A 3,768-nucleotide genomic window follows, 5' to 3' on the forward strand; every position below is an offset into this window, starting at 1 on the left:
ACGGCAAACACCACGGCGTACGAACACCCTCGCAGTCGGGCGGTTTGGCGGAGAGCGCAGTGGAAGATAAAGCACTCTCGATGCCAAACACAACCAACCTACGAACTCACCAGCAAGTCCCCAGATCTTGTTTCCCTTTAATGCTTCGCAGGTAAACATAGCCTTCGACAACCAGAGACGCCTGCTCGCCGTCAAGCTGCACATTCACACGCTCATACTCCCCGCCCTCGGTGTCTTCCAGCACATCCAGTTGGGCGAGCCCTGCCTCGTCCACGCTCCAGACTTCGCCTTCGATGCAGACGCCATCAGGCGCGCGAACCATGCCGGGATAGCCCCCCAGATCATACATGCGATAAAGCGGGGCCGTGCGGGCTTTCGTCACAAACCGTTGCGTCTCGATCCATCGGTGGTTATCCCCACCGCGCTTCAGCGTGCCGTAAACGAATACCAAAGTCATGGCAGCGCATCCTCCCGTTCATTCAGCCAGGAGCCCCGGCTGTACCGCATCTGCGTCAGTTCATTCGCACGTTCGATCATCGCATCGGTCATCTCTTCCTTCACCAGCACGTTTTTGGCCAGTTGCGCGGCCCAGCGCGGCCAGAAGTCCTCCGTGAGCTGCACCTGCTGCACGCTGCCCTGATGCAGCAGCCCCAGCTTGCCGCGCCGCTGCCCTGCCCCGGCGACTTTCACCTTGTCGCGCACCACATCGTGCATGGCGGGCGCCACAAAGCAGAACGGGTTCTCGATCAAATCTTCCGGCCCGGCGAGGCGGCTGCCATCGTCCAGCGCTTTGGCCAGCGACTCATGGATCAGGCGGTAGCTGTCCAGCGGATTGGTCTGGGACCAGGGATGCACCGCCGGCACGATGAAGGAATACGTGAAATCATTCTCATGCAGCACCACACCGCCGCCCGTCCAGCGCCGCACCACGGGCCACGGCGGCAGGGTTTCCGCCAGCTTGGCCAAATTCTGCGCATAGCCGATGGTCACCGTGGGCTGATCCCAGCGGTACACGCGCAGCACCGGCACCTCGCTCTGCTCCAGCCAGGCCTGGTCGGCAGCCATGTTCCACGGGCCGTCATGCGGCGGCGCGTCGAGGTGGAGGATGAGGTCGTTGAAGAGAGGTTTGGCAGAATCCACGCGACCATCATGCCTCATTTTTCCACACTTGCAGCCCGGATGTTACTTTGGCCTCCGCCGCAGCGTTTAAAGCCCTCTCATCATGCCTCCCTCCCGCTTGCTCCTGCTCTCCTTTTCCCTGCTTTTCACCGTCCTGTCCCCTGCGGCAGACGACTACCAGCCCGGCCCTGATTCCAAACCCCAGGAAGGCGTGCCGAAGGGCGACGTGCTGAAGTTCGAATTCAAGGGCAGCAAGATCTTCCCCGGCACGGTGCGCGACTACTGGGTGTATGTGCCCAAGCAATACACGCCCGACACACCCGCCTGCGTGCATGTGAACCAGGACGGCATCCAAAATCTCGCGCCCGTCGTCTTCGACAACCTCATCGCCAAAAAGGAGATCCCGGTGCTCATCGGTGTCTTCGTGATGCATGGCCGCGTGCCTGCGGCAGATCCCGCCACGCAGCTCGACCGCTTCAACCGCAGCGTGGAATACGACGGCCTCGGCGAGAACTACGCGCGCTTCATCCTCGAAGAGCTTCTGCCGCAGGTGGAAAAAATCGTGCTGCCGGATGGCCGCCCGATCCGCCTCTCGCACAATGGCAACGACCGCAGCATCGGCGGCAGCAGCAGTGGGGCCATCGCCGCCTTCACCGCTGCGTGGGAGCGGCCCGAGGCCTTCAGCCGGGTGTTCAGCACCATCGGCACGTATGTGGATCAGCGCGGCGGCAACGACTACCCGGTGATGATTCGCAAAGCCGAGCCGAAGGCGCTGCGCGTCTTCCTGCAAGACGGCAGCAATGACGCGAACGGCACCGGCGGAAACTGGTTCCTCGCCAATCAAGAAATGCTCTCCGCGCTGGAGTTTGCGGGCTATGAATCCAACCACGTGTGGGGAGACGGCGGCCACAATGGCAAGCATGCCACCGCCATTTTCCCCGATGCCATGCGCTGGCTGTGGAAGGACTGGCCCAAGGCCGTGACGAAGGGCGTGGGCTCGAAAGCACCCGTGATGGAAGTGCTGGGAGCTGGTAGCGAATGGCAGCTCGTGGGAGAAGGCTACGGCTTCACCGAAGGCCCGGCGGTGAATGCGAAGGGCGAGGTCTTCTTCACCGACATCCCGAACAGCCGCATCCACAAGGTGGGGCTGGATGGCAAGGTCTCCGTCTTTGCCGAGAACACCGGCAAGGCCAACGGCCTCATGTTTGGCCCCGACGGCCGCCTGTATGCCTGCGCCAGCGGCAACAAGCAGATCGTGGCCTACGATGAAGCCGGCAAGATGACTGTGATCGCCGAGGGCATCGACTCCAACGACCTCTGCATCGGCCTGAACGGCAATCTCTACGTCACCGATCCTCCGCACAAGCAGGTGTGGCTCATCAAGCCGAACGGCGAGAAGAGCGTGGTGGACACGAATGACAAAGGCGGCCTCGCCTTCCCCAATGGCCTGCGCCTGACGCCGGACCAGAGCCTGCTGCTGGTGGCCGACATGCGCGGCCAGTTCATCTGGAGCTACCACATCGAGGCCGATGGCAAGCTCTCCGCCAAGCAGCCCTACCACCACCTGCGCATCCCCGACGGCCTGATGGAAAGCGGCGCCGACGGCATGACGCTGGACACCAAGGGCCGCCTCTACGTCGCCACGCACGCAGGCATTCAGTTCTGCGATCAGGCCGGACGCGTGAACGGCATCATCGCCAAGCCGCAGCGCAAATGGCTGGCCAACGTCGTCTTCGGCGGTGCCAACTTCGACGAACTCTACGCCTGCAACGGCGACAAGGTCTTCAAACGCAAAACGCAGGTGAAAGGCGTGCGCTCGGCAGAGGCCCCGATCAAGCCGGAGAAGCCGAGGCTGTAGGAGAAACGCAAAGCTCAAAAACGCGCGGCAGCGTCTTGGAGTGCGGTGACAGAGATGCACGGCGCAAGCCTGCATCGGCGGCACCGCTTTCGAACGTCTCATGATGCGCGTGAAGTGACCGGCCTGCATGCGCCGGGGAGCGGGTGCCGCCGAGGTGCGCATCGTCAACGCAAGCCTTCCCGCCTGCGAAAGCGGTAGCTGCGTTCGTTCCTCACTTCGCGACCACACTCCATATCAGAAGCGTCGGCGCACGGAGCCATATGGAACCGAAGCGCAGCGGAGGTAGACAGCCGCAGGCTGCCCGAAGGGTGAGCGCAGCGAGCCGAACGAAGTGAACCGGAGCGAGGCGGAGATAGCCGAAGGCAAACAGACAACTGAAAGGAGCCCGAAGGGCGAGCGCAGCGAATCAATCAATCAATCAATGCGGTCGCGCAAATGCACGGCGCAGCCTGCATCGGAGCCACCGCTTTCGCGGAGTGAAGAATGGGCTCCGGCCTCAGCCTGCCGTCCAGCCTGAGAAAGCGCTCGCAGTCGGGCGGTTTGGCGAAGTTTGCCATGGAGCTTGGGATCCCCCTCGACGCCAAACACAACCGACCTACGGCCAGCGCGCCGCGCCCATCGTAGGACGGTCGTGGCGACAGCCCGCCCGTCTGCGAGCGTATGGCAAACACACCGGCGCACGAACGCCCCCAGAGTCGGGCGGTTTGGCGAAGCGTGCCATGGAGCAAGGAATCCCCCTCGACGCCAAACACAACCGACCTACGGCCAGCGCGCCGCGCCCATCGTAGGAC

Annotated in this window: 3 protein-coding genes; 1 reads left to right on the top strand and 2 read right to left on the bottom strand. The window is 63.0% G+C overall.

Features of this window, described 5'->3' with window-relative positions; genetic code table 11:
- Positions 1–106: 106 nt before the first annotated feature.
- Together WAW39_RS01180 and WAW39_RS01185 are read right to left on the bottom strand one after the other, a co-directional pair.
- A complete protein-coding gene (locus WAW39_RS01180) occupies positions 107–457 on the bottom strand; it encodes a gamma-glutamylcyclotransferase family protein (RefSeq protein WP_422314916.1) in 351 nt (116 codons plus the stop codon).
- Entirely contained in the window at positions 454–1,140 is a 687-nt protein-coding gene (locus WAW39_RS01185) for a lipoate--protein ligase family protein (RefSeq protein WP_422314918.1), read from the bottom strand. The genes WAW39_RS01180 and WAW39_RS01185 overlap by 4 nt, the downstream gene beginning before the upstream one ends.
- Positions 1,141–1,222: 82 nt before the next feature.
- On the opposite strand from WAW39_RS01185, the gene WAW39_RS01190 reads away from it, so the two are divergent.
- A complete protein-coding gene (locus WAW39_RS01190) occupies positions 1,223–2,977 on the top strand; it encodes an SMP-30/gluconolactonase/LRE family protein (protein ID WP_422314920.1) in 1,755 nt (584 codons plus the stop codon).
- The last annotated feature ends 791 nt before the right edge of the window (positions 2,978–3,768 follow it).

The organism is Prosthecobacter sp., from assembly GCF_049294395.1.
GTDB lineage: Bacteria > Verrucomicrobiota > Verrucomicrobiia > Verrucomicrobiales > Verrucomicrobiaceae > Prosthecobacter.

Bases quoted from the DNA above. Each gene is read 5' to 3' on its own strand.
- WAW39_RS01180 (WP_422314916.1), bottom strand. From the start codon at position 457: ATGACTTTGGTATTCGTTTACGGCACGCTGAAGCGCGGTGGGGATAAC.
- WAW39_RS01190 (WP_422314920.1), top strand. From the start codon at position 1,223: ATGCCTCCCTCCCGCTTGCTCCTGCTCTCCTTTTCCCTGCTTTTCACC.